Annotated in this window: 32 protein-coding genes; 9 read left to right on the top strand and 23 right to left on the bottom strand. The window is 31.9% G+C overall.

Annotated features, from left to right (window positions below):
- Positions 1-170: 170 nt before the first annotated feature.
- Positions 171-623: a DUF4442 domain-containing protein gene (locus OIU80_RS19480; protein WP_195735421.1), complete on the top strand. Its 453-nt coding sequence runs from the start codon at positions 171-173 to the stop codon at positions 621-623.
- A gap of 72 nt (positions 624-695) precedes the next feature.
- Here OIU80_RS19480 and OIU80_RS19475 read toward each other — a convergent pair whose 3' ends face one another.
- From OIU80_RS19475 to OIU80_RS19435, 9 genes are all read right to left on the bottom strand, one after another.
- Positions 696-908, bottom strand: coding sequence for a hypothetical protein (locus OIU80_RS19475; protein WP_264288644.1), 213 nt, complete (start codon positions 906-908; stop codon positions 696-698).
- Between the two features lie 458 nt (positions 909-1,366).
- Positions 1,367-1,783, bottom strand: a complete 417-nt coding sequence (locus OIU80_RS19470) for a helix-turn-helix domain-containing protein (protein ID WP_264288643.1) — start codon at positions 1,781-1,783, stop codon at positions 1,367-1,369.
- Positions 1,784-2,016: 233 nt separating this feature from the next.
- Entirely contained in the window at positions 2,017-2,658 is a 642-nt protein-coding gene (locus OIU80_RS19465) for a DUF6891 domain-containing protein (protein WP_264288642.1), read from the bottom strand.
- Between the two features lie 36 nt (positions 2,659-2,694).
- Positions 2,695-3,576, bottom strand: a complete 882-nt coding sequence (locus OIU80_RS19460; protein ID WP_264288641.1) for an alpha/beta hydrolase — start codon at positions 3,574-3,576, stop codon at positions 2,695-2,697.
- An 18-nt stretch (positions 3,577-3,594) separates the two neighbouring features.
- A complete protein-coding gene (locus tag OIU80_RS19455; RefSeq protein ID WP_264288640.1) occupies positions 3,595-4,080 on the bottom strand; it encodes a DinB family protein in 486 nt (161 codons plus the stop codon).
- 12 nt (positions 4,081-4,092) lie between these two features.
- Positions 4,093-4,773, bottom strand: a complete 681-nt coding sequence (locus tag OIU80_RS19450; RefSeq protein ID WP_264288639.1) for a GNAT family N-acetyltransferase — start codon at positions 4,771-4,773, stop codon at positions 4,093-4,095.
- Between the two features lie 88 nt (positions 4,774-4,861).
- Positions 4,862-5,494: a LysE family translocator gene (locus tag OIU80_RS19445; RefSeq protein WP_264288638.1), complete on the bottom strand. Its 633-nt coding sequence runs from the start codon at positions 5,492-5,494 to the stop codon at positions 4,862-4,864.
- A 78-nt stretch (positions 5,495-5,572) separates the two neighbouring features.
- A complete protein-coding gene (locus OIU80_RS19440; protein WP_264288637.1) occupies positions 5,573-6,097 on the bottom strand; it encodes a MepB family protein in 525 nt (174 codons plus the stop codon).
- Positions 6,098-6,185: 88 nt separating this feature from the next.
- Positions 6,186-7,112: an alpha/beta hydrolase gene (locus OIU80_RS19435; RefSeq protein ID WP_264288636.1), complete on the bottom strand. Its 927-nt coding sequence runs from the start codon at positions 7,110-7,112 to the stop codon at positions 6,186-6,188.
- A gap of 379 nt (positions 7,113-7,491) precedes the next feature.
- Between OIU80_RS19435 and OIU80_RS19430 the strand changes: the two genes are divergently transcribed.
- From OIU80_RS19430 to OIU80_RS19410, 5 genes are all read left to right on the top strand, one after another.
- Positions 7,492-7,833 (top strand): cupin domain-containing protein, encoded by a 342-nt coding sequence (locus OIU80_RS19430; RefSeq protein WP_264288635.1) that lies wholly within the window; start codon positions 7,492-7,494, stop codon positions 7,831-7,833.
- A gap of 41 nt (positions 7,834-7,874) precedes the next feature.
- The gene (locus OIU80_RS19425) at positions 7,875-8,444 is read left to right on the top strand and encodes a helix-turn-helix domain-containing protein (RefSeq protein ID WP_264288634.1); all 570 of its coding nucleotides are present in this window, start codon (positions 7,875-7,877) and stop codon (positions 8,442-8,444) included.
- A gap of 123 nt (positions 8,445-8,567) precedes the next feature.
- Positions 8,568-8,723, top strand: coding sequence for a hypothetical protein (locus OIU80_RS19420; RefSeq protein ID WP_264288633.1), 156 nt, complete (start codon positions 8,568-8,570; stop codon positions 8,721-8,723).
- Positions 8,724-8,743: 20 nt separating this feature from the next.
- A complete protein-coding gene (locus tag OIU80_RS19415; RefSeq protein ID WP_264288632.1) occupies positions 8,744-10,753 on the top strand; it encodes an ATP-binding protein in 2,010 nt (669 codons plus the stop codon).
- A gap of 3 nt (positions 10,754-10,756) precedes the next feature.
- Entirely contained in the window at positions 10,757-11,191 is a 435-nt protein-coding gene (locus OIU80_RS19410; protein ID WP_264288631.1) for a response regulator, read from the top strand.
- A gap of 29 nt (positions 11,192-11,220) precedes the next feature.
- Here OIU80_RS19410 and OIU80_RS19405 read toward each other — a convergent pair whose 3' ends face one another.
- From OIU80_RS19405 to OIU80_RS19340, 14 genes are all read right to left on the bottom strand, one after another.
- Positions 11,221-11,751, bottom strand: coding sequence for a med21 domain-containing protein (locus OIU80_RS19405; protein WP_264288630.1), 531 nt, complete (start codon positions 11,749-11,751; stop codon positions 11,221-11,223).
- A 286-nt stretch (positions 11,752-12,037) separates the two neighbouring features.
- Entirely contained in the window at positions 12,038-12,670 is a 633-nt protein-coding gene (locus tag OIU80_RS19400; protein WP_449757802.1) for a pentapeptide repeat-containing protein, read from the bottom strand.
- Positions 12,652-12,852, bottom strand: a complete 201-nt coding sequence (locus OIU80_RS19395) for a hypothetical protein (RefSeq protein WP_264288628.1) — start codon at positions 12,850-12,852, stop codon at positions 12,652-12,654. The genes OIU80_RS19400 and OIU80_RS19395 overlap by 19 nt, the downstream gene beginning before the upstream one ends.
- A gap of 69 nt (positions 12,853-12,921) precedes the next feature.
- A complete protein-coding gene (locus OIU80_RS19390) occupies positions 12,922-13,842 on the bottom strand; it encodes a helix-turn-helix domain-containing protein (protein ID WP_264288627.1) in 921 nt (306 codons plus the stop codon).
- Between the two features lie 64 nt (positions 13,843-13,906).
- A complete protein-coding gene (locus tag OIU80_RS19385) occupies positions 13,907-14,470 on the bottom strand; it encodes a hypothetical protein (RefSeq protein WP_264288626.1) in 564 nt (187 codons plus the stop codon).
- A gap of 35 nt (positions 14,471-14,505) precedes the next feature.
- Entirely contained in the window at positions 14,506-15,042 is a 537-nt protein-coding gene (locus OIU80_RS19380) for a GNAT family N-acetyltransferase (protein ID WP_264288625.1), read from the bottom strand.
- Between the two features lie 7 nt (positions 15,043-15,049).
- Positions 15,050-15,427 (bottom strand): nuclear transport factor 2 family protein, encoded by a 378-nt coding sequence (locus OIU80_RS19375; RefSeq protein WP_264288624.1) that lies wholly within the window; start codon positions 15,425-15,427, stop codon positions 15,050-15,052.
- A gap of 416 nt (positions 15,428-15,843) precedes the next feature.
- Positions 15,844-18,003 (bottom strand): S9 family peptidase, encoded by a 2,160-nt coding sequence (locus tag OIU80_RS19370; RefSeq protein WP_264288623.1) that lies wholly within the window; start codon positions 18,001-18,003, stop codon positions 15,844-15,846.
- A 188-nt stretch (positions 18,004-18,191) separates the two neighbouring features.
- Positions 18,192-21,860, bottom strand: coding sequence for a PKD domain-containing protein (locus OIU80_RS19365; RefSeq protein ID WP_264288622.1), 3,669 nt, complete (start codon positions 21,858-21,860; stop codon positions 18,192-18,194).
- A 361-nt stretch (positions 21,861-22,221) separates the two neighbouring features.
- A complete protein-coding gene (locus OIU80_RS19360; RefSeq protein ID WP_264288621.1) occupies positions 22,222-23,139 on the bottom strand; it encodes a bestrophin family protein in 918 nt (305 codons plus the stop codon).
- A gap of 226 nt (positions 23,140-23,365) precedes the next feature.
- Positions 23,366-23,623 carry a hypothetical protein gene (locus OIU80_RS19355; RefSeq protein WP_264288620.1) on the bottom strand — a complete coding sequence of 86 codons (258 nt, stop codon included), beginning with the start codon at positions 23,621-23,623 and terminating at the stop codon, positions 23,366-23,368.
- A 515-nt stretch (positions 23,624-24,138) separates the two neighbouring features.
- Positions 24,139-24,294, bottom strand: a complete 156-nt coding sequence (locus OIU80_RS19350) for a hypothetical protein (protein WP_264288619.1) — start codon at positions 24,292-24,294, stop codon at positions 24,139-24,141.
- A gap of 5 nt (positions 24,295-24,299) precedes the next feature.
- Positions 24,300-24,851 (bottom strand): hypothetical protein, encoded by a 552-nt coding sequence (locus OIU80_RS19345; RefSeq protein ID WP_264288618.1) that lies wholly within the window; start codon positions 24,849-24,851, stop codon positions 24,300-24,302.
- Positions 24,852-25,067: 216 nt separating this feature from the next.
- Positions 25,068-25,472: a hypothetical protein gene (locus OIU80_RS19340; RefSeq protein WP_264288617.1), complete on the bottom strand. Its 405-nt coding sequence runs from the start codon at positions 25,470-25,472 to the stop codon at positions 25,068-25,070.
- Between the two features lie 162 nt (positions 25,473-25,634).
- Here OIU80_RS19340 and OIU80_RS19335 point away from each other — a divergent pair, with 162 nt between their 5' ends.
- From OIU80_RS19335 to OIU80_RS19325, 3 genes are read left to right on the top strand one after another with little or no spacing between them, the layout of a single operon-like run.
- Positions 25,635-25,844, top strand: coding sequence for a hypothetical protein (locus OIU80_RS19335; protein WP_264288616.1), 210 nt, complete (start codon positions 25,635-25,637; stop codon positions 25,842-25,844).
- Positions 25,841-26,098 (top strand): hypothetical protein, encoded by a 258-nt coding sequence (locus OIU80_RS19330; protein WP_035620755.1) that lies wholly within the window; start codon positions 25,841-25,843, stop codon positions 26,096-26,098. The genes OIU80_RS19335 and OIU80_RS19330 overlap by 4 nt, the downstream gene beginning before the upstream one ends.
- 5 nt (positions 26,099-26,103) lie before the next feature.
- Positions 26,104-26,313 carry a hypothetical protein gene (locus OIU80_RS19325; RefSeq protein ID WP_264288615.1) on the top strand — a complete coding sequence of 70 codons (210 nt, stop codon included), beginning with the start codon at positions 26,104-26,106 and terminating at the stop codon, positions 26,311-26,313.
- Positions 26,314-26,366: the final 53 nt, after the last annotated feature.

Genomic DNA, 26,366 nt, shown 5'->3' with positions numbered 1-26,366 from the left:
ACATAGTACTAATTATTAACAAAATTTTAACAAGTTTAAAATTTGGATTCATTCAAAAAAGCATTGAAAATCAGTGGGAGTAACCGTATTTATTGGTAATTTATGAAAGTGAAAACAATTTATTGTGCGTGCATAGTTTTTTTGTATTTTTACATAAAAAAATAAATCTAATGGCAATTTCAGTTTCTAAACTCAACAAATTTGTATTATTCAAATTACCATCGGCCTTTATTTGTGGGGTACGTGTAAAAGAAATCGACGAGAATAAATGCGTCGTAACGGTAAAGCACCGTTGGATAAATCAGAATCCATTCAATTCTATGTATTTTGCAGTACAAGCCATGGCTGCTGAGCTTACGACAGGAGCATTGGTAATATCTGAAATTCAAAAAAGCGGACGTAAAATTTCGATGCTTGTAGCCAATAACAAAGGGAACTTCACCAAAAAAGCAACTGGGCGTATAACATTTGTATGCAACGATGGTCATTTAATAGCCGAAGCCATACAAAGAACAATTGAAACTGGAGAGGGACAAACCTTCTGGATGAAATCTATAGGAACTGATGAAAAGGGAATTCAAGTATCTGAAATGGATTTTGAGTGGAGTGTTAGAGTGAAATAAAATGCATCAAATAATGAGATATAAAAAAAAGCTTCAGTTTCCTGAAGCTTTTTTTATGAACTTAAAAAAGGATTACTTTTTTGAGCAACATTTTTTGGCATCTTTTTTAGCCATGTCTTTATCACATTTTTTTCCATCGGCTTTGCATTTAGCTTTACATTTTTCAATATCAGCCTTGCTCATCGTTTTTGTTGTAGATTCTTTTTTAGCAGTTGGATTAGCTTCTTGAGCACTTACGCCCATGCTAAATAGAGCAATAGTTAGAACAGTGATTACTTTTGTCATTTTGTTAGGTTTTTTTGAATGTTGATGATTTCATTTTTAGATAGTTCTAAAAAGATGAATCAAATATAATGTGATTTTATGCTTGTAAGAATAAGTGTAATGTTAATGTTTTTGTAAAATGTTTTTAAGGTTCTGAGGCTCTAAGAAGCAAAGGTTCTAAAAAGGTTCAAAGGGACAAAGGTTTTCTGTAGAGACGCACAGCAGGGCATCTACATAATATAACCTCTATTTAATAACCCAAGGTTGGGTTAGGGATAAGAACGATATCCTTTTTTATTTTTCCTTTAAAAATAAAAAGATATAGTGTCCCGATAGCTATCGGGAAGCCCGACCGAAGGGAATGACAAAAACAAAAAATCCATTTACTCTTAGGAATAAACGGATTTTTTAGTTTCATCTTTGTCAAAGTGAAAAAAAAATTGACAAAGATTGTACGTGGATTAATTATTTTTTGAAGGCTATTTTCCTTTTAGTGAATTTTCTAAATATTCAATTTTATCTTTTTCAGCTTGTAATAAACGCTCATAAAGCTTTTTGTTTTCATCGTAAGATTCAATTAATTTGTCCAAAGGATTGAATGTGCATTGAGTAGGATTAAATATTCCATTTCCGCCACTACTATTGTCATAAAAATTATTGAAATAATTAATGACATTTTCTTCCGAAAAATTTTTTATTCCTTCCACAGATACTCCAAGCGCTTTTGCAATTTCTATGAGTTTTTCTTTATCAACGGTTTCACTTGATTCAATATTCGAAATAGATTGTTGGCTTATGCCAATTGCGTCGGCAAGTGCTTCTTGTTTCATCCCTCGAAGTTCTCTGATTCGACTTATATTTCTGCCAATATGTTTTGGTTTTGTTGCTGTGCTCATAATTCAAAGGTATTTAAAAATTCTTTTCCAAAATAATTTTCAGTAAAAAACAGGTTACTTCGATAAGATACTAGTTGATTTTTTAGTTTTACTCTTTGTCAAAGTTCTTTTACCAAGACAGTAAGGAACTTTAGTTTTACACAAAATAATCCCCAAACTTGTCAGAAATGACAAAATGCGCAGAACAACTTTAAACTTGAGCTTTGACTAAGATTACGGAGTTTCTAACGGTATTACAATACCATAAACTGCAACACTCTATTATGATTTAGTAAATCCTCATCGGAGTCGCTATAAACTTTCTGCCAATCAAAATTCGGAATCTCAATTTTGGTTAGAGCAGTTCCGTCCCAAATTATTTCGAAGCCATTATCTTTTAGTTTCTCAGCTACTTTTTCACCTACTTCGATTGTAACCGAATTATCCGAATTGTCGATTTTCTGAAAAGCAATCATTAAGTTTCTGCTTTCAGGGTCAATGGCTCTTTCTAAATCCTGTTGATGGTAAAAACAATATCCATCTGATTGTACTTGTTGTTTTCTTAATTCTATTTCTACCTCAACAACTTCATATTCGCCTTCACTGGTAGTGTAACCAGCATTATGAAGCGCAATAATATTTGATTCGCTCAATTCATTAAAAGCTTTTACAAGTCTTTCGGTATCTGTTGGCGATTTCCAATTTTTGCTTGCTTCTAGGTGTTTTTTAAATTCGGAATCAATAGTTGTATTAATCCATTTTTCTGAGACATCATCTTCCATCCCTTCATCTTCGACTTGTTCCAAAATCATATCTTTAATTTCATCAACAGGAAAAAATCCCATTTTTATTTGGTTCACTAATGAATCGTATATGTATTCTTGATCTTCGGTCATGATTTTAAAATTTATATTATTAAGGTTATAATGATTTTATTTCTCGTAAATAGTTTTAGGATAAAAAGCTTTAAAAGCATTGTAAACACCTTGATGTATTACAGTCGCGTGAATTTCATTTTGGATATAATCATAATAGACTTTAGTATTCTTTTCGTCATTTTGCTTTAGCGTTTCGCTTAAGGATAACGCATCATCATACATTGTTTTGTCTTCCTCTTTGTTGCAGGCAGCAATATATACATGTACAGTTTTGTTATCTTTTGCTTTAAGCAATTTAGGAGCTTCTGCTAATAAGGATTGATCACCCCACCATAAACTTGGAGCAATGATGATATAATTGTCAAATAGATTTCGGTGTTTTAATAAAATTTCGGTTGCCAAAAGCCCAGCCAATGATTCGCCGATAACAGTATTATGATTGCTTGTATTGAATTTTTTATTGATGTAAGGTTGTAATTCTTTTTCTAGAAAAGCAATGTATTTATCAGATCCGCCGTATTGAGGAAAGCTTTTTTTCTTGAATCCCATTTTTTCAACAAAGTCTAAATTGGGAACGGAAAATGTAAAATCACGTCTTCGGTTTGTATTCTCGATACCTACAACAATTGACTTTGGAAATCTTGCAATCCATGATTGGGTATTAAATCGAACGATTCCTGTAATATGAATAAAGTCTTCTTCGACACCACCATCCAGGATATATATTACCGGATATTTTACGTTGTCTTTTTTATTATACCCTTCGGGTAAGTATATGTTTATTGTTCTTGTCTCGCCAAGTTCGGTCGATTTTAGTTTATCTGTAATTCCAAGAACTATTGGCTGATTTTCATCTGTAGTTTGCTCGTTTTTTGTTTGAGCAAAATTAGAATTGGTAAATAAAAGGAAGATAAAGATGTAGAATGTTTTTTTCATGAATTGGGGATAGATGTATTATTGGCGTACTATTATTTTATATTTTTCGATTTGGCGGCGGTGTCTCAAGACATGTACAATGGCGTGTTCCATAATTTGTTCGATATCGTAAACTTGCCCCCAAGAAGTAATTAGTTTTTTGCTGTTATCAGATTCCTCAAGTTGATTATCATTTATATCTTTAAAGGAATCAACCATAAAAATAAATGAATCATTTAAGTGACTATTATAATCTTGTATAGAAGTATGAAATATTTCATCTCGAAAATCTATTGTTTCACCTTTAAATTTTCGAATGTAAGTGCCATAAGCATAACCAGAACAAACAACATGAGATAAAATTTTCTGGATTGATTTGCAACTATCATCGGTTGTTTGGTTGTCTATAATTTTTAAAAGTTCAGTCTCCGAGATGTCCGAGATAGTATGTTGTAAATCTGTAATCGCTCCTTCATATACATCAAGTAATGCGCCACTAGCTCCTTGTCTATGATTTTTTGTCATATTATAAATTGTTTATTTGGATATATGCCAAAGACTCATTTTTCGTCTGGTTGAAAAACCTAATTTTTCGTATAGCTTTATAGCGCCAATATTGCTTTCGACTACATGTAAATAAGGTGTTTTATTCTGATCAAAAATAGTGTTTACAGCATGGGCGATTAATTGTTTGGCATATCCTTGTCCTGTATATTCAGGATGAGTAACGATGGCGCTTACTTCGGTAAAATCATTCATTTTCATACGCTCACCCGTAACAGCAATAAGTTGGTTGTCTTTAAAAATCCCGAAATAATTGCCTAGTAAAGCCGTTTTTCTTTTAAAATAACCTGGTTGAACCAAACTAACCAATTCAAATAAAGCATCAATGTGGTCGCTGGTTGTAAGAGCAATGATGTTTTCTTTTATCTCAACATCTATTCGATTAAGGATAATCATTTGCATACAGATTAATTCTTTTTTCAATTCTAATTGATTTGAAAGTTGAGGTTTTTCGCCAACAATAAAAAAATTATCTGTCAATTTCGAATATTCATCAATAGATTCTGAACTGTTTTCAGGTGTTATAAATCCTCCAAAAGGACAATAATCAGGATGATAAAATAGGATGTTGTTGTAATTTATTGAAAATTCCTGATGCGTTTCGGATAAAGAATACCAAGCAGGATTGTCTAATTTTGTGTAATCGGTATTCATATGTTTGATAGTGCCAGAATTACTTCTGGCATTTAGTATTATGTGTTTGTGTAAAAATTGAAACTAACGAGTTTGACTCATTATCCTTTTACCTTTTTGTAAGAGCTACTTTTAAGCCAAGTAAGATAAAAACAATTCCAGTCATTTTATTCAATCGACTTTCGGCATTTTTGTTTTTATTAAAAAGAGTTGCAACCTTACTTCCCATTAATGCCAAAAAGGAGCACCATATTAGGGTTATGATAAAGATGATGAATCCTAGTAATAAGTAAGGAGCTGGATTGTTTATCTCTGAGGTTTTTACAAATTGTGGTAAAAATGCCAAAAAGAAAATTGCAATTTTAGGGTTTAATACATCGCTCAAAAGCGCAGTTAAAAATAACTTTCTGTTGGCGGTATTTTTTACTTCAATAGATTTTATCTCCGTTTGATTTGTTTTTGCGGTAAGCGATTTATAACCCAGATAAAATAAATAGGCAGCACCTAAATATTTAACAATACTAAATGCCAGAGCCGATTGTGCCAGAATAAGCGAAAGCCCAAATGTAGCTGCAAGGGTATGAACAATTAGTCCTAAACTAACGCCTAGTGCCGAATATAATCCTGCTTTTTTACCTAGCGAAATACTTCTTGTTAATACCATGATAGTGTCAATACCAGGAGTAATAACTACAATTGTTGCTGCTATTATAAATGTTCCTAAGCTTTCTATTCCTGTCATGGCTATCGTTTTTAGTATTAATAATTGGTTTTGTTCCACGCTTAAGTTTTAAGCATTAGCTAAAATAAGATTTATTTTTTAAGGAATCAATTTTTTTATTACATCCAAATCAGCTGATTTATTGCTCGGTATAGTTACAAAATAGTCTAATTGCCAGTGTTGCGTTTTTTGTGCTTGCTTACTTGTTGTACAATCCCAAGGCGGATATACACGAATGGCACGTTTGCCTTCTTTCTTATCATCAGATAAAATCCCTTTTTGATGCAGTATCGATTTTGGAAAAATGAATTGTCCAAAATGAGAACCATTACGAGCGCTTACAATAAACACATCGATATCGTCAGTAATCTCAAAAGGAGCAATAGGACCTTTTTCGCTCCTTTTCCAGAGTGTAACAAATTGTCCCACTTTTGTTGGAGTAATTTTCGCTACACGATATATAGCAGCTTGGTTGTTAATGTTAAAACGATAAGCACCATAATCAGCACTTTCGGCTTCGGCTATTGGTAGTGTGCATTCTAGGTTACAAGTATCATATAGTAGTTCTTTTGCTTCAAGCAAGTCTTTGTGAATAGTATTTGTAGACCAGATGGTTGTTTTCATGCTTCGGTATTAGATTCTGGAGGATTATTTAAAGATTTAAACAATCTAAATCGTTTAGTTTTTATTTTCGCCTAAATTATTTGTGAGGTTATTTTTTATTGGTTTTCAAAATCCAGTCGATACAACTATCCATCCATTGCACATCGCTGGTAGGATTGTCCATTCCGAAACCATGACCACCTTTGGCATAAAAGAAAGATTCTACAGGAACTTTATTTTTTTGCAAAGCAGCAATAAATACAAGCGAGTTTTGTACTATGACATCATTATCATCTATGGCGTGGGTAATAAATGTAGGAGGAGTGTTTGGTGTTACATGCAATTCATTCGAGTATTCTTTAATTTCCTCAGGAGATGCATCTTTGCCAAGCAAGTTATTTCTGGAACCTATATGTGTTAAACTATCTGTCATACTAATAACAGGATAAGTAAGAATCATAAAGTCGGGACGTAAATTTGTTTTTAACGGATTGTCGATATGTGCTTTTGCATAATGCGTGCCAGCAGTAGCGGCTAAATGTCCTCCTGCAGAACTGCCTTGAATTCCGATTTTGGTTGGATTTATTCCCCATTTCTTGGCATTCTCTCTCACCAACTCAATAGCACGTAGGGCATCTTGTAAAGGAACTATTTCTTTGTTTTCGACATATTTTGTAATCGGTAATCGGTATTTTAATACAAATGCTGCAATTCCGCTTTCGTTTAGTTTTTTTGCAATAGCATAACCTTCATGATCAATCGCCACGCCCGAATAACCACCGCCAGGGCAGATAATTACAGCGATTCCTGTAGCTTTATTTTTTTCGGGAAGAAAAACAGTAAGATCTGGAGTAGCAACTCTTGTTATTACCGTGATTTTTTTTGCTCCAGTATCATAAACCATAATAGAATCTTTTAGGTCTGCAATTTCTTTTGCGTTTGGGACTTTTCCATTATATAAAGGGATAACATTTTGGGCGTATTGAGAGTTGGACATTCCGATAAGTAAATAAAGAGTTGAAAGTAATTGTTTCATAAAGTGGTTTTAATCCAATTTAGCTTTAAGAATAAAATAATAATATCCTCGCTTAGTATTACAAAAATAGGGCTTAATTTTTTATCTGGTTTTATTTAGTTGTTCCGATGTATTTTTAATTGTTGATTAGAGAATTGAATTTAAATAAAAATTAATAGTCTTATAATTTGAATAGTATAAATTATGGTATTGATAGTTAATAAGTTGCGTATCTTTGTGTGGGTTAATTTGAGGTTCGGAATTATGTAACAATTTTTAATAATTGTACAATACTTAACCAATTTAAAACATCATCTTTGTTTCGTGGGGAATTTTTTTTTCAATACGCTCGTTTATTACGAAAGTTGAATTACTAAATTAATACTCACTCAATATAAAGATGAATAATTCTGAAGTTCAAAAAGGTGAGTCACATATTATTGTTGAAATTATACAGTATATTCCTAATGCCGTTTTAAGTAAAACGATCATTAAAAAAACTACTGGAAATATTACAGCATCATCATTTGATGCAGGTGAAGAACTAGCAGAAAAAACATCTCCTTTTGACAATTACATTCAGATAATTGATGGATCTGCCGAGATAATAATTAACGAAAAAATCCATAAATTAAATCTTGGACAAGGGATTGTAATTCCTGCGCATACAAAACATTGTATTAATGCCAATGTGCAATTTAAGATGATTTCGACCATTATAAAAAGTGGTTACGAAGACTAATTAAAAAAATAATCGCTAATTATCATATAAGTAAATAAGAAATGAAACTCTATATAAAATATATGGTAAGCCTCCGCTGTAAAATGGTGGTAAAAGATGCATTAGAAAATCTAGGGCTGCAGTGTGTTATTGTAGATTTAGGATTGGTAGAAATAATAGGCGATTTGTCTCCTGACCTTCGTGATAAACTTAAAGTTATCTTATTAAAGGCAGGACTAGAGTTAATGGACGATAAAAAGGCGGTTTTAATTGAAAAAATTAAAAACATAATTGTCGAGATGGTCCATTACACAGATGAGCTGCCCAAAGTAAATTACTCCGATTATATTAGTGAAAAAATGGGTATGGAGTATACTCATATTGCCAAGATTTTTTCGGAAGTAAAAGGAATTACAATTGAACATTTTATTATTGCCCATAAAATAGAACGCGTTAAAGAATTGTTGTTGTATGATGAACTTAATCTTACGCAAATTTCTTACATGCTTAATTACAGCAGCGTATCACACTTATCTCAACAATTTAAAAAAGTTACGGGACTTACCCCAAGTTTCTTCAAACAACTTAAAGACAAAAAAAGGATTGCCCTTGAGAATGTCGGAATTGTATAACTTCTTTTATTTATTATACAATAAGGTATAGATTATAATAATCATATTTGACTACGTTAAATAGGATTGTTTTGATATTTCTATGCTATACACTATTGGTTCTCACTATAAAACATTATAAAGATGGAGTTATACACACTTGGTTTGCATGCTCTTGCTTTAGAGTTTGATAAAGGGACTATTGCCAAAAAAAAATATTCAGAACAACTACTACGACTTAAAGTAAAAGTATTCCTATTGGAAAAACAACGTAATTCAATTAAGGAAATTGAAAAATAAAATTCGACAAACGAATAACAATGGAATCCAAAAACAAACAAGAAAACAGTTATGCTCGTAGCTTAATAGAAGCCAATTTAAATTCTATAATTGTTATTGATCAAACAGGGAAAATTACAGATACAAATCAAGTCTTTATTGAAATTGCGGGCAAGGATAGAAAAACAATTTTAGGCAGTTTTTGTTTCGATTATTTTACCGATCCTCAAAAAGTAAAGGCAGTTTGCAAACAAATATTTGAGGTAGGTTATATTAATGATTATGAACTAACAATTACCGATCATAAAGAAAAAGATGTCTTGTTTAATGGATTTGTATATAAAGATAGAGACGAGAATGTACTTGGTGCTATCTTGATGGCCAGAAGTATCGAAAAACAAAAAGCGATAGAACACGAATTGCGTGAAGCTAAAGTTATTGCCGAAAATGCTACAAAAATTGCTGAAGATGCCACAAAAACGGCTGAATATGCTACAGGAATTGCCGAAAATGCTACAAAAACTGCTGAGGATGCAGTAAAATCAAAGCAACAATTCTTGTCGAATATGAGCCACGAGATTAGAACACCAATGAATGCAATTATTGGGTTTACCAAAGTGGTGCTAAAAACAGAATTAACTGCAAAGCAAAAAGAATATTTAACTGCTATAAAAATTAGTGGTGATGCATTAATTGTATTAATAAATGATATTCTGGATTTGGCAAAAGTTGATGCAGGAAAAATGATTTTCGAAAAAACGCCTTTTAAACTGGCATTGTCTGTAACGGCGATGTTGCATTTATTTGAAACAAAAATTCAGGAAAAAAACTTAAAGCTAATTACAAATTATGATAAAAGAATTCCTGAAGTACTGGTAGGAGATCCCACAAGGCTGCATCAGATTGTTTTGAATCTAGTAAGTAATGCGGTTAAGTTTACAAACAAAGGAAAGATTCTTGTAAGTGTACAGTTGCTTTCGCAAGATGATGAAAAGGTATCTATAGAATTTTCTGTTTCAGATTCAGGAATTGGAGTTCCAGTTGATAAAATGGAAAAAATATTCGAAAATTTTCAGCAAGCTTATTCTGGTTCATCAAACATTTATGGAGGTACAGGATTGGGATTGGCAATTGCAAAACAGTTGGTTGAATCTCAGGGAGGAAATATTAAGGTGAAAAGTGAAGTTAATAAAGGGGCTACTTTTAGTTTTGTTTTGGATTTTGAGAAAACAACTGCTGAGGCTGTTCTGGAACCCGAAATTATCGAACTGAGCAGAGATATTAAAGATACAAAGATATTGGTTGTTGAAGATATGGAGCTCAATCAGCTGCTTATGAAAACGTTGTTGGATGATTTTGGTTTCGAATGTGATATTACTGCAAACGGAAAATTAGCTATCGAAAAGTTAAAAACCAAAACGTATGATATTATTTTGATGGATTTACAAATGCCTGAGATGGATGGTTTTGAAGCCACAGAATATATACGTAACACCATGAAATCTCAAATTCCGATAATTGCCTTAACTGCAGATGTAACAACGGTTGATGTCGAAAAATGCAGAGCAGCAGGAATGAATGATTATATGGCAAAACCTGTTGACGAAAGATTACTTTACAGCAAATTGATAGCCTTCTCGAAAAAACCAATATTAATAATTGAACATAAAATTGGGAAAAATACAGCCATAGAAAAAATTAAATATGTAGATATGAATTATCTCATTAAGTTAACAAAATCGAATCCGATTTTAATGACAGAAATGATAAATGCCTATTTAAAACAAACTCCATCCTTAATTGCTACCATAAAGAAAAGCCTAATAACAGAAGATTGGAAATCAATACAATCGGCAATTCATAAAATGCTGCCATCATTTTCTATAATGGGAATAAACCCAGATATTGAAAAAATAGCCAAAAAAATCCAAGAGTATGCTTTTGCAATTGAAATATCTAAAGAAATAAATGAACTTATACTGGAACTCGAAAAAGCTTGTGGCGAAGCTTGTGAACAGCTCCAAATGGAACTCGAAAATTTAAAAATATGAACCATGAGAAAAGATGATAAAATAAAAGTTTTTCTCGTTGATGACGATTTGGTATTTCTGAAATCCTTAGAAATTGAATTTTCGTATCATAAAGAGTTTTCCATAGAAATGTTTTCTTCGGGGGAACTTTGTATTGAGAATTTAATACATAAACCAGATGTTGTAATTTTAGATTATCATCTGGATGGAGTAGATAAAAGCGCAATGAATGGATTACAAACATTAGATAAAATTAAAGAAATAGATAGAGGGATTCCCGTAATAATGCTTTCATCACATGATAAGATAGATATTGCCGTAAGTTGCATGGATCACAGAGCATTCGATTATGTTGTAAAAAGCGAAACAGCATTTGTACGATTGCAAAAAGCAATTGAAATTATCTTTAGATATCAGAAAATAGAAAATGAACTTTATCAGTATAAGGGCAAAATGTAAGTTATTAACTGTTATGGGATAAGAAAAGTTTACATAACTTTTCTATTCTCGATTATTGCAAGTTCATATTCTTCCGAGTTGTGTAGTTTTTTAAGATTATCGATTAAGTAATCTATTTGAGCAAGTCCAATTTCTTGATATTTTTTTACGTGTTCTTCGCTTAGTTTTATTTCTCGTTGGGCATCGGCAAAACCTCCAAGAAAACACCAAAGAAAGTAATCGTTATCTCTTTTCTCAAAAATATAATCCCAATCACGCCAATAAATTAGTTTTCCTGTTACCTTTTTAATCTCCAAATAAACAGGCTCAATTTTAAAATGCTCGTATTTGGTACACGAATACCGATGGTATTTTATCTTTTCGGTTTCAAGGCATTTTTTAATTTCTTCAATCTGACTTTGATTAAGGTTGTACTCATAAGTAAGTTGTTTTATGAGCTCGTTATCATCATTAAAAGCGGTGTATCTAACAAATTTCTCCAATTTTTCAGCCCATTCTATAACAGAAAGGTCTTCTCTTGTTATGAGATTTGTGTTTTGAGCATTAATTATAAATATCATTTTTGGATTTTTTTGTGCTAAACAAAAATAGGAATTAAAGTCAAGAAATATATTAAACTCTAATCCGTTGGTTGTAATTCATAAAACCTCGATTAAACATATAGAAACATAGATTTTATGTGTAAAAAAGAATACAAAAAAAAATACATTTCTTTCGCATAGCTAGCTATACTTTAAATAAGTGAAACGCCTTATTTTTAGCTAAAAAACTATGTTTCTATGTGTTAAATAATTCTAAGTAACGGGTTAAACTCTAATGATTAACTGATGCTATGTTTTATAGTAACTACTCAATATCAAGATTAAATTTCTCTAATAATCCAGCAAGTTCCAGACGTGAAAATTTCGCGTTTTTAACTCTGTTATCCTCGGGATCGAAAGAATAATTTTTTGCAGTACGAAAATCAGCTTTCTCAAGAATACTTCGCACAAATGTTGCGTTGGAAAGATCACAGTTTTTAAATACAGCCTGAGTTAAATCGGCTTCGGAGAAATCTACATCTTTTAGTGAACAATCGAAGAAGTTTGTTTTCTTTAATTTTCTTTGTAAAAAAGTCGAGTAGTCCAAAATGCACCCCTGAAAGTTCATCGAGAATAAAAAAGCATTACTATAACTAAAGTCTAAGCCCATTAATTTGCAATCAGTAAATTTAATGTTTTTCAATCCTGTGTTTCGTAATGTTGCCAAAGAGAAATTACAGTTCTTAAAGTTGCAGTCAATAAAGTCATTATTGCCTAAATCGCTTTTAGAAAAGTTACAGTTTACAAAATCGCAATTGAAAAATTCTAAATCAGCTAATTTCTTTTCTGAGTAATCGATGTTTTCAAATGTTTTGCCTTGATGAAGTAATGTGTCCATAGTAAATTGATGATGAAAGTTAGTTGTTGCAAATGCGATATTTATTCTAATTCGATACAATCGAAAACGGGATTGTTTAGTATCATTTCGACTATATCGGCTTCACTATCAATTCTTAAAATGTTGTCCCAATCTTCAAGGTCAAAATTCCACATTGCGTCTGGTAATAATTCGTTAAGGATTGTTGTAGCCGATTCTAATTTCGATTCTGTGTTTACCGAAGTTTTGAAAACGTAAATCATTATTTGCTTTTTTAGTTTGCAAATGTCAATAATAAAGAGACAATCCTATTAGGATTCAATAAGCAAGAGTTAGGATTTATCAATCATTTTTCGGTACTCAATAGGAGTGACGCCTTCATGTTTTTTGAAGATACGACTAAAATAGGATTGATCATAATGACCTACTTGTATGGCAATTTCGTTAATCGTAAGATTGGTCTGGTATAATAAGTATTTGGCTTCTAGTAGGATTGTTTCGTCTATCCATTTTGTAGGCGATTTTCCTGTAACAGATTTTATAGATTTGTTTAAATGATTTGGAGTGACATTCAGAATTGAGGCATAATAGCTCACCTGATGTTGGGTTTTTATATGCGTATAAATAAGCTCCTTAAACTTAGTTGTAAGTGTAGTTGCAGCTGTAATGTTTTTATTGGTCTTTATAGAGTTTTTATTAATCTCACTCAGTAAAGTGATTATGTAAGGCTGTATGATATCTAGATTAATACAACCTGTTTCAGAATATTCGATATGTAGCCGACTTAGTAAATTCAAAATAAATTCAGCTTCTCGGTTTTGGAAGCTTACGTGCGGATTTCCCCAAATTTTTAAAAATTCAAAGTCATTTAGCATTTCCCGATTGCCATATTTCCCGATTAGAATTTCCTGATGAAACTGACAAATGATGCCTGTAGTCTCTTTGTCTATAGATTTTATCGAGAAAATTTGACCAGCTGGAATTATTATCATTTCATTTGATTCAGTAGTATATTCTTCAAATCCTACTTTCATTTTATGAACTCCAGATGTAATAAAAACTAGCGTATGACAAATGTGTTTTGAGGGTGGAATTGTATCTTTTAATTGATTGATATCCTCAATTTTTAAGCAAAAAAAATGTTCTGAATTAGATTTGAAAAAATGGGATATTGTATTTTCTGATTCGAAAAATTTATCCCGGAAACCTTTGGAATCATAGGTTTTTATATCTTCCTCTTTTTTCGCTTTCATTTATTTTGTTTGGTATTCGTAGTGAATTTTATTCAGCGAAAATAGGAATTAAAAAGAAGTTTATTTATTTCTCAATTTCAATCCCAAAACCATTCATAGGGAAGATTACCCAACGATTATTCACTTTCATTGCTTTGTTAACTTTTAGGCGATATGTTTTGTTGTCGTTTAATTCGATTATTATCTTTAAATCATAAGTATCAGCATCGACCATTACTTTGTTTCTTACAGTCTTCACTTTTTTAGAAGTTACTAAAGTTGATTCTGTTTTTATAGATTTTATTTGATTCCAATCAAATAAAGTATGTGCTTCTGAAATGAATTTATCGATACGTTTAATATCATCCGGCTTTTTTTGAGTTCCCTTTCGTATAATCAGCTTCATTAAATCTTCGCTCGATTTTAGTTTCGAAGATTCTTCTGGCGTAATTGTAGCACTTGCAAAACCATACGATGCATTTTCTTTTGGGGATAAAAATAAAGAATACAATCCTTCGGAATCTTTATTTTTAATGTTGTTTGTAATTTCTTCAGCAAATTCATCGATTGTTTCTGGTCCGCTACTACAAGAAACTAATGTGATTAGGCCAAAAAGAAGAATGAGTTTTGTGAATTTTATATTTTTCATTTTATGAATTTTGTTTTTGGATGTACTTCGGGATTTTACTCAATGTCGGATTTAAGAAGAGAATATAAATTCAAGTCAATAAATTGCTCATAAAGTAATTCTCCTTGGCGAATAATGCCTTCTTGGGTAAAGTTAAGTTTTTCTGGGATTATTTTGCTTTTAAAGTTTTCGGTCCCGCATTTTATTTCAATTCGATTTAATTGCAAAGCTGAAAAACTAAAGTCAATAATCGCTTTACAGGATTTAGTTATAATCCCTTTTCCTTGTACGTTTTCGGCAAGCCAATATCCGATTTCTCCAATTTTATTCTGATTATCAATTTTATAAATACCGATTCTTCCAATTACTTTTTCATTATCAATAATAACAAAAGCATATTCGTTTCCGTCGTTGTTTCGTTGCATAGTTCCTTTTACAAAATTTCCTGCAAATTCAACGGTTTGCATTCTGTCTACAAAAGGCAACCATTTTCTTAAATGCGTTCTGTTTGCATCAACAAGATCAAAGATTGGCTGTGCATGATTTTCATTAATTAACTCCAGTTTTAGGTTTTGATCTATCGTTATGGTCATGATTGGATTAGCTTATGTCTGTTAATTTAGAAATTTTGTCCCCAGAAAATTCAAAGATTGATTTCCCTTTTAAATTCAGTTCTTGCCCTTTTTTGAGTCCATTAGGAAAGTCCATTCCTAGAATAGCAAAGTAGTTAATTACTATTTCGGTTTCATTTTCTAAATGTTTAAAAGACGTTATGGTTTGCATCCGACTTGAGAAATACGTTTTTGCCTGCTCTGCTTGCTGTTTAAAAGATGTTAAACCAGTTAGCAACATATTTGTTTCGCCACCTTGAATATTCTCAAAAATGACGGCTTCATCAAAGTCTGAAATCATTTTGTCAATATCAAATTGATTATAACCATCAATGTAGTTTTGAATTGTTTTTTCTCTTTGAAGCATGATAATAGTTTTATATTCGAGGGATCTATTTCTTCAGCTAATATATAAATATTTATCAATAATTTCTTCAAATGTGTCATTCAGAGGGATGAGAAATCTTATGATAAAACTCCGTAAACTAAGTGAATTATCTTTGTCAAAGTTTTAAACTTTGACAAAGATAAACACACGTAAAGTCATTTTAAGTAAGGAAGAATCTCTGCAAGGAATTAATAGGGAGTTTTTTTATTGTCGAGTAATTTTGTGGTTCTTCGACTCCGCTCAGAAAGACAATATCGTGATTTTATTGCGGTTAAGTTTTATCTCAGAACCTCAGTATCTCAGAACCTTAGTCGCTCAGAACAAAAAAAAACTCAGCCCCACCATTCCTAAGAATGACAAGACTGAGAAATATGACAAGTTAAAATGTCTTTATATTATTTTGCTCCCGGAGGAGAATTTTCTCTTATGTATTTCATAAAGGTATCTACAAGGTGTTTTCCTGTTCCTTCTCCTTCGTGAATACTATGTGAACGGTTTGGATAAATCATTAGGTCAAACATCTTATCATATTTAACCAATTCGTTAATTAAAACTTCGGCGTTTTTATAATGCACGTTATCATCGCCAGTTCCATGAATGTATAATAAGTTTCCTTGAAGGTTTTTAGCATGAGTTACTGGCGAGGCTTTAATATAAGTTGCTTCGTTTTCGCTTGGTAATCCCATATATCTTTCAGTATATATGTTGTCATAAAAATGCTGGTCGGTTACAGCAGCAACTGCAATTCCTGTTTTGTAAATATCAGGATATTGAAACATTAAATTTAATGTTACCGCTCCACCACCGCTCCATCCGTGAATAGCAACTCTATCGGTATCAATAAATTTCCATTTTAATACTTCTTTGGCCGCCATGGCTTGATCACGAGTATTAATGATTCCGATGTTTTTATAAATCGATTTTCTCCATTTTGTACCTTTCATTACGGGAGTTCCTCGGTTATCCATTGCAATTCCTATATATCCTTCAGGAATTAGATAGGCGATATACGGATAAAAATAGGGTTCATCATTTGCTACAGACGCCATTGGTTCTCCATAGACATAAAAGAACACAGGATATTTTTTAGCAGGATCAAAATTTAATGGTTTAGCCATTATTCCATCTATTTCGACACCATCAACAGTGGTAACTTTAAATTTCTCTAATGAATAATCACGCTGTGGAGCCGAAAATGAATCGGCTGTTTGAGGTAATATTTTTTTATGACTTGGTAAAGCTACCAAGCGTGTATTGTATTCACGATTAATATTAGAATTGGTATGTTTGGCATATTTGCCATCTGTAGAAAAACGGTATTCATTTGTTCCTTCAAATTCTTTTGGAGTAATGCGTTTTGTTTTCTTAGTATTCAAATTGGTCTCATACAAATAACGTTGTGTTGCGTCTGTAGGACTGGCAATATAATAGATAGAATTTGTCTCCTGATTGTATGCCTTATAATAAGCGTCAAATTTTTCGGTAGTAATTAATTCTTTCTTTTTACCATCGGCACTAATTTTATAAACATGCATCCAACCATCAGCATCTGAACTCCATAGAAAAGCTTTTCCATTATCTACAAACTGACAAGGAAAAACGTCGTATTCTCCCGAAGAGATATCAAAAACATCAATCCATGAATCCGATTTTTCTTGGTAGATTAAATTAGCTACTCCCGACTTTGCATCACATTTATAAATAGAGGCTTGGTTTTGAAGTCTGTTTAGCTGAACGACCATTACGTTTTGATTGTTGATCCATTCCATACGAACCAAATAGTTGTTGTCAGGCTCACCCGGAATATCTAACCAATTTGTTTTTAATGAAGTTATATCGATTACTCCAATTTTTACTGATGATGGTTTTTCGCCAGCTTTAGGATATTCTACAGGAACAGTAAATGGATAAAGTGCATCGGTATTGTTAATCATTAAATGAAATTTTGTTTTGGATGCATCTACACGCCAAAACGAAATACTTTTTCCATCTGGACTCCATCTAAAACCATCACGAGCAGCGAGTTCTTCTTCATAAACCCAATCAAAAGTACCGTTGATAATTTTATCAGTTCCATCAGTTGTTAAAGGAGTTATTTTTCCAGTAACTAAATTTTCAAGATAGATGTTATGTTGCGAAACATAAGCTACGTTTTCATTATCATTAGAAAATTTAGCAAACATTAATGATGACTTTTCTAAGCTTGTGCCAAGTTGCTTTCCTTTTCCTGTTGCAAGATCAAAAAACCAATAATCTCCTTTGGTGTTGGCTCTCCAAACTTTTTTAGAATTTGTGTAAACCAGTACTTTAGTTTTGTTTTCATTCCAAACCAGTTGTTCTATTTCTCCTGTAAAGCCAGAATTATTTAACTGCTCTTGAGTTAAAATAGTAGTATTTTGGTTTAGTTTATCAACATCATAAACAACTACGTTTCCTTGAGTATTTACCCAAAATGAATGAGAGTTTGGTAGCCAGTTTAACCGATTAATATCAATGCTTTCCTGAGCAAAAACACTCGAGCAGATTAATAATAATAGTAGAAAATGCTTTTTCATTATACTTATGTAATTTTAGATTAATAATAGCGCTATGGTTAATAGCGCTATAAAATTAATGATTAATGCGAATCAAGAGTTGAATTTGTAAATTTTAGTTTTGATGTAAATCTAATGGTTTTTTAAAGCCTATTAAATTTAATCTTAATATGTAGTTGTGTTGTTTGGTCTCTTGATTCACATTCTTATTATTCCTTTATTAATTTACTTACTGCTATTTTTCCGCTTGACGATTTAATTTTTAAAATATAAACACCATTTACTTTTTCTGATAAATCAATTGTTAGTGCATTCGATTTAATTTTTGATGCCGTAGTGTTTAATATTAGTTGTCCAGTAACGCTGTAAACAGTTGCGTCATATTCTTCTTGGTCAAGTGAAGGAACATATATAGTGAATAAATCTTTTGATGGATTAGGATAAACTATAACTCCTTCAATTTTGTTCTCTTTTATATTTAATGATGAACTGTTGTTAATCTTAAAATTATCAAACCAAACTCGAGTACCATAACCCGATGTGTTTCTTACTTTAATTAAAACGCTCGATTGGTTTTTTACAACACTTAAATCTATGGTTTCGCTTCTCCAATCAGAATCCTGTGTAGGTTTCCAATCATTTGTTTCATTTGCTTGTGTGGTAGCAGGGTCGTCCTGAATAGGAGGTTGTACAGTTTGTAATTGTAATTGGTTTTTAGAATATACATTAGTCCAATTAACACCACAATCTGAGGATACCAAAATATCGATTTGATCTGGTGCAGGATCTGGGCTAAAAACACTTAAATACTGTGTGTAGCCAAGGTCAAAATGCAAATGAGGTTTGTCAGCTGTTGTAAAATCCATTGATTTTAAAATCAATTCATCAACCATTCCTGTGGGAGCATCGGCATTATTTATCACTAAACAAGATGAATCTCCTTTTCCTACATCGGTACGTTTTTCCCATGTAATAGGATCTGCATCTAGATTTAGAACTTGCCAATCTTGTTGCGGGAAAGCATCATTAAAGTTCTCAGTAACTGGTAAAGTATTTTTGCCTTTTATTGTTACTGCGTTTGTTTTTGACATGGTTGTTCCTTGGCCAAAAGCATTGGTAGTTACTAAAGTAACGTCGTAATTGCCTGGGATGTTATATATTACAGATGGGTTTTTGCTTGTAGAAGTTGCTGGTGTTCCTCCTGAGAAAGACCATAACCATGAAGTTGGCTCGCCAAAAGAAGCATCTGAGAACTGTACTGGCAAATCACTACAAATCATAGAACTTGTAATATTGAAATCAGAATATGGTTTCTCTTTACTATCAAAAGTAAATTTTAAATTATCAATCCAAATTCTTGCTCCGTAACCAGATGTATTTACAAATTTAATCAGGACATTAGAATTTCCTTTAAATGCAGCTAATGATATTCTTTCAGTTCTCCAGTCAGAATCCGATGTTGGTACCCAGTTGTTAGGATCTGTACTTGTGGCGGTTTCTAATACTGTATGTGTTTTTGAATATAAATTTGTCCAAGTAACTCCGCAATCTTTAGAAATTAAAACATTTAGAAGATCTGGGCTATCTGCATCAAATTTTGCATAAGCAATATCAAAAGAGAAATCGGTTGCTCCAACAGATAAGTTTAGAGGATGTAGTGTAATTTCATCTATATCTCCTGCAGCATTATCGGCATTATTTATAATCATACAAGAGGAAGAATTTCTGCCAGCAACAGTACTTTTTTCCCACGTTAAATTATTATTTAAATTAGTGATTTCCCAACCTGCTGGAGGAAAAGTTCCTTCAAAACTTTCTGTATAAGAGGTATTTGTTGGGGTAACTACTGTAATAAAGTTTGATTTGGTTACAGAAGTTCCTGTACCAGATGGATTTGTAGTTGTTAAAGAAACAGTATAAGTCCCGTTTGTATTATATGCCACTATTGGATTTTGTGCTGTTGAGGTTGTTGGAGTTCCGCCTGGAAAAGACCACAACCAAGTTGTTGGGTTTCCTGTTGAGGTATCTTTAAAAGGAACAACCAAACTTGCACAATTTGTTTTGGTAACGGCAGTAGAAAAATCAGATATAGGAGTAGCGCTTTGAGTAATAGCTACATTTACATTATCTATCCAAATGCGGGTTCCGTAACCTGATTTGTTTTTAAAACGAATGGTAACATTTGGATTACCGATGTATGAACCAAGATCAATGATTTCTTTTCTCCAATTTTCAGCAGTATTTGGAATCCAATTATTAGGTAGCGTTATAGGAGTGGTTGTAGTCTGAAGATCAGTATGGGTTTTAGAATACACTGATGTCCAATTTGCGCCACAATCTGTAGAAACTTCTACCTCAAGAACGTCTGGACTTATATCATCAAATTTTGTATAAGCGACATCAAAAAAGAGTTGGCTATTTACTCCATTTGTAAAATTATAATAAGGAAGTTGTATGTAATCCAGTTCGCCAACGACAGCATTATCGGCATTATTCATAATCATACATGCTGAATCTCCATTGCCAACATCTTTACGTTTTTCCCACCCTAAACCGGCATCTGGATTTGTAATAGACCATCCGTCTGGAGGAAATGCGCCTGAAAAATTCTCAGTTAAGTTTATAGTAGATTTTTGATCAACTTTTATATAACTAGTGATGGTTTTAGTATCATTTCCTAATGCATTAGTTGCGGTTAGGGAAACAGTATAAATTCCTGGAGTTGCATAGGTAACAGTTGGGTTTGCTGTTGTAGATGTAGCTGGAGAACCTCCGGCAAAAGTCCATGTTCTGGAAGTAGGCAACCCAAGTGAAACATCTTTAAAGGTTATGCTTTTATTATTGCAAATAGCAGTTGTACTTGCTGTAAATTGGGCTATTGGAGCTGTACTAATAACGCCTACAGAAGCTAAATTACTGTTTTGCCACAAAAAGCCTCTTGGATATTTGGCTACAGCCATATCATCTAGCCAATAGGTCATTGCATTAGTTTGATCTTTGGTAAACATAGATTGACAATCTACATTATAGTCCATTAAATTTTGATAATTAGCAATAACACCACAACTATTTACTGCGGATAAATTACAACCAAATCCCTGAGTTGTTGGGGGAGTATCGGCCATACCATCATTTATTGGGTCACAGCCATTTTGGAACGTATGTTGAAGCCCAAAATAATGACCAAACTCGTGCGACATTTCTTTAGCAAATTGAAAACTAGCATCAGATCCTCCTGTAGTACCTATATATCTATGATTATAAGTTACGTGCGGCACAACATCTTGAACAGGTAAAAAAGCATGGCCAGAACCATAAACGCCATCAGATGGGTTAGGTTCATCTACGACAACTATATCTAGATAATATTTCCCGTTTTTCCCATAGTACATATAATTGTATATTTTAGAATCATATCCGTCGACAATATGTGCATCTGGATGCCAATTCATTCCGGGAGTTTCTAGTAAATTACCGTCTGGATCTACAGTAGCTAGAACAAATTGGATGTTCATTTTGCTTTTTACTGCTTCAAAACGCGGGTCTACAGTATTGTATGCAGGATATAAACCATTAAAATCTTTGTTGCAAACATCGATTGCATCATTAATGCGACTTTGCATCTGGGCTTTGGTAAATGTTTTTCCAATATTAGATCCATCATTTAAGATATGAAATACTACAGGTATGATATAAGGAGCAGCATCTTTTCTCTTGGTTAATCCTGCTTTTTTTGCAGTTTCGATTTTAGGCAAAGATTGTCTAAATAAATCTTGCTCTTTTTGGGATAGTTGGGTTCCACACCCCATAATGGTTTGTGCAGAAGCGTTTAATGCGCAGCCCAAGAAAAACAGAATAACTAAGTAATTTTTTTTCATAAAAAATAGGATTAATTTGTAGTTAGCTTAGATTCAGTAGTGTCATTCTCTATTTTTAAAAATGGAAATTGATTTTATGTCGTGGTCTTAATCTTAGGCTAAATATTTTTTTTGATAAAAGTACAGTAGTGAATTGTGGCACATTTATATTATATTAACATTAAATAATGGTATATTATCTTGTTTAATGTTAAAAAATTCGCTTTAGCGTTAATGTATTGGTGGTTTTATGGAGTGATTCTTGTTTTTTGTGGTAAAAATATATGGAAAACGTAAGGCAGCGTAAAACCATGTAGGATTTTGCTACTTTCTTTATTAACTAACGAAAATGATTTTTTAGTTGAGGATTAAATACTTGCTGTTAGGTAATATAATAATATTTGGAATTATTTTGTGGAGTTATCTTTTTATCGTTTAATTCCAATAGCGTATTTTCTATCATTTGCGACATGGTATCCAGAGCCAAATCATTAGGTTGTAATCCAAAAGGATCTTCGAGCTCATCTGCAATTGCTTCTAGAGCTACAAATGTATAGGCTATAAAAACTATGGCAAAAGGAGTTATCCAGCCTAATGTTTCTACAAAACCAAAAGGAAGCATAAAACAGTAGATATAAACCGTTCGATGTAATAATACACTGTAGGTATATGGAATGGGAGTACTAGCAATCCTTTCGCAGCCTCCAACTATATCTGAAAGTTTATTTAGATTTTCTTCAAAAGCTAATTGAGACATACCATCTAGTTTACCTTCCTTTTTTGCCGTTTTCACCCAATTTCCTAATTCTCTCAAAAGGATGATAGGTTTAAAATGAACTTCTTTTAAGGTGTTTGCAAAATCCTTAGAAACAAGACGATTTATGTCATTGCTGGCATCAGTATGTCTAAGTTGGTGTTTTAAGGAATAAACAAAAGCAATAAGTAAATTGATGAATTCTTCACGTTTTTCATCATAGTCGGAACTATCTATTAACGAATGGCTTTGTCGGGCTAGCGATCTGGTGTCATTGAGTAAAGCTCCCCATAGTTTTCTTCCTTCCCAGAACCTATCATAACTTACACTATTACGAAAACCTAAAAAGATAGCAAGCGCTATCCCAAATAAAGTAAATATGGCTGGATTAATATGCAGATTGTGTTCTAATAAAAAAGGTTTGAAATAGACAACTACTATCGAAAATAATAACAATAGAATTAGTCTTGGCATAAGTTGAGGTAAAACGGAGCCATTCCATTCAAACAACATTTTAAACCAATTGCCTTTTTTCTTTATAATCATTAGGAGAAATTAATTTCGTTACTACAAAAGTAATAATTATATACCTTAATGAGTCGATCTAATTTTACCAAGTTTATATAGGTATGATAGTATGGATTTAATGTTTTTAGAAGATTTAAAATAGTGTTCTTTAAAGGTTCTAATGAAAAACCCTTAAACAATAACTGCATAAGGGTTTGATTTGGTAACGAGACAACGTATTCTCTCTATCGAATTTTTAATCGACTTATTTGTCTTCTCCTAAATTGTCAATAGCAGAAATCTGGTCAAGTATATTGGTTTGGTTGGGCGAAACATAGTTTTTTATTTCGCTAGCGTTTTCTTTCTTAAAAAGAAGGTCTAATGCATTATATAGTCTTAATAAAACCTCTTTGTCTTCTTTTTCAATCTCTAAGGCAGTATTAAAATTAAAAACATAATTATTCGAATTACGTACTTCTACTTTTATCGTTTTTGATGTGATTTTAAATTTGACTATATCCATGTTGTTTGTAAATTACTTCGTTTGCAAAATGCTTTTTTAACAGCAGTTCTCGCCGTTGTTTTTTGTGTTTTTAAATAATCAGATAAAATGTTATTCTTTATGTTGTTTTAAATGATACCAAAAGCTTGGCAAAAATATTTAATTTTTTGAACTTAAACTATTATATGCATTATGCAGAAAGTCATAATAAAGCTGTATTGATATGATTTTTTTGTTTCGTGCTATGTTTTTTGCTCCATATCAAAAAAAGAGTTTTCTATTCAGGATACATATTTTTTCACTCAAATTTATCTTACGAAAGATTCTAAGTCAATATTTAGAATACAAAACTCCAATAAAAAACCCTTAAACAATTGTTGTTTAAGGGTTTGTTTTGGTAGCGAGACCGAGATTTGAACTCGGGACCTCAGGGTTATGAATCTGAAATAGATTTTTTAAACCCTTTGTTTATTGCTACTCACAATGCCCTTTATTATGAAAAAAATATAAATCGTATGCGATTTCGTATTCTTGGATTAATTCTCTTCTTTAGGTTTTGCTTCAGTTTTTGGTTTTAATGAGCTTGTAGGTGTAGGGATTTGCCTTGCTAGCGCAACAGCTTTAATTTTTGAGGTTGTATTGGTTTTGCTCTCTATTATAAAGCCTTTTTTGTTTTTTTTCTCATCACTCATGTTGATTATTGTCTTTGAGGGTTAGTTGAAGGTTTGTTGGGAGGAGGGGGAGTTGTTCTTCCTAATTTTTCCTCTGTTGAGGGTTTTGGTTGTTGGTTTGGATTTGGTTTGTTACTATTCATTTTATATATATTAATTGTTACAAATATTATTATCAATAAAACACCAGTGATTAATGAAATAAGTGATATTCCATTTAGTCTGTTGATTATTCTATTCCTTTTCTCAACATTGATAAAAACCTTTTCATATTCTTTGTCATTAATTTCTAATATTGTCAATTCATTGTATTTTACCGATTTGAAGTGAGATATTAAGTTTAATAGTAATGTTAGTGCTAATAAAAACCATCCTAGTACAATTATAAAGAGATAAATAGCGATATCTATTTGTACTATTTTGTCAAAAAAGGCTATTGTTAAACCTAACCCTCCTGATGCTATAAGGTTGATGTATTTTTCAAAATCATCCTGACTCTTAGATTTAGTTTCATATACAGCATTTCTAAAATCTGTCCACTCCTTTTCAATCTTGGCTTTTTCCTTTTTTTTTGACATAGGTTCGGAAAGTAATTATTTTAAAATTTTTATAATGTAGTTTGCTTTTCAAGCAATTAGTAAAATATTATTGAGATGCTATTTATTGTAAATTACTGAAATTAGATTATACGGTATTTGTTATGCTCATTATTATTCAAAGCTTTTGAGAGTTTTGATGTTTTAAGAGGTATTCTTAATGTTGTGCTGGTGTTTCAAACTATCCGCATAGTTGTTCTATGCGGTCTGACTTCTATCTGGTGTATTTCCTCTTAGTTCTGCAATTTCATCTTTATATATTTCACATCTGTCTTTATAAAGATTTAGATTCTCTTTTAGTAAGTCATTTTGTTCTTCCAATAGACGGATTTTATCTGAAATGGCTGTAGCTCCTTCCACAGGAACATCTTCTTTTAAGACGCTTTCGTCTAAAGTAAAATATCTTTCGTATTCACTTCCTTTAATAAAGTAATAAGGACTTTTCTTTACAGCTTCGCATAATTCTATTAAAAAACTAATAGTAACATCCTTTGTTTTGAATCTACTGTTCAAACTTTGAGGAGTTATTTTTAAAATTTTTGATAGTTCAACAAATTGAACATCAATAAGTTGTAGCTTTTCTTTTAAAAAATTACCGTTCATTGTAAGGATATTTGTTTATGATAAAGAAATTTGTTTATATTTGTTGTGATAAAACATAACAGATGCGTTACTGATGTTCAAAAAACATATAACTGCAAATATAGTAAAATGCGCATTGCAAAAGTTTTTAATCTTTTGTAGGAATCTTAATAAGTAAAAGTAATGCAAAACGAGTGCCAAGTTTTACGGAAATCCATAAGAACTGCAAAAGAAAACAGACGTTATCGTTTGCATCAAAAGATTGGTAAAGTGGGAGTTAGGTATAATTCTAATTTGAAAACCATTTATGTGCCTTTCGATGATGATTTACAAAACAAGGATATACTAGAATTGCAAAAGAACTTTAATTATCAAATACAACTAGAGATATGATTTCTAAAAAAGAAAAAAGGCTATTGATTGAAATATTAGGTTGTCAATACACACCGAAAGTGATGCCTTATTTGCAAAAATTAGGAATCAAAAATGAAAAAGGAAAAAGCTTTTCAGTAGACAGCATTCGCATGATTGCAAACGGTTTTCGTGAAAATGAAAAGGTCGAATTAGCAATAATGCAATTGGTAAATAAAACTATTAAAGCTAAAAAAGCAATGGCACTTAAACGCAAAAAGTTATCTAAAAAATAATTCTAATGAATCCAAAAGTATTATCAATATTCAACAATGCTAAAATCTTTCTTTCCTCTGAGGAACTGAAAGAATTAGCCCTGTGTATTGATAAAGAATTTGGAAAGCCGTTATCTAAAAAAGCTAAAAAATCAAATGCATTAGATAACTGGACACTAGAAAGTGTTACCGAAAAGTTACTTGCTACACAATTCAAGAAAAAAAGTAAAGCATAAAAATACCTCCAGCAAATGCTGAAAATTCCTAGACGCATTCGGGCGTATTACGT

This window comes from Flavobacterium frigoritolerans (genome assembly GCF_025847275.1).
Lineage (GTDB): Bacteria > Bacteroidota > Bacteroidia > Flavobacteriales > Flavobacteriaceae > Flavobacterium > Flavobacterium frigoritolerans.
The sequence above is the reverse complement of the archived record's forward strand: the minus strand, read 5'-3'. Positions and strand labels throughout refer to the sequence as shown.